This window comes from Amycolatopsis sp. SID8362 (assembly GCF_010550475.1).
Taxonomy (GTDB): Bacteria; Actinomycetota; Actinomycetes; order Mycobacteriales; family Pseudonocardiaceae; genus Amycolatopsis; species Amycolatopsis eburnea.
In genome coordinates this window covers 1-266 of sequence record NZ_JAAGNB010001352.1, presented here as the reverse complement: position 1 = coordinate 266, position 266 = coordinate 1, and the positions used below count along the sequence as shown (strand labels likewise).

Annotated in this window: 1 protein-coding gene; it reads left to right on the top strand. The window is 73.3% G+C overall.

All coding sequences use genetic code 11. From position 1 onward, the window contains the following. Positions 1-266: acyl carrier protein (locus G3I65_RS41280; protein WP_160700897.1), on the top strand; the 266-nt coding region annotated here is incomplete at both ends.

The following is a 266-nucleotide window of genomic DNA, read 5'->3' as shown; positions in this document are numbered from 1 at the left end:
TGGCGGCGGCCGTACTCGGCCACGGCTCGGCCGACACCATCGACCCCGCGAAGGGCTTCAGCGAGCTGGGTTTCGACTCGCTGACCGCGGTCGAGATGCGCAACCGCCTGAACTACGCCACCGGGCTGAACCTGCCGTCCACAGTGGTCTTCGATCACCCGACGTCGCTGGCGATGAGCGCGTACCTGCGCGAGCGGCTCGGCGCGGCCGCGGTCCCGTCGGTGCTCGGCGAGCTCGCCCGGCTCGAAGGCGCGGCGGCCGGCGCG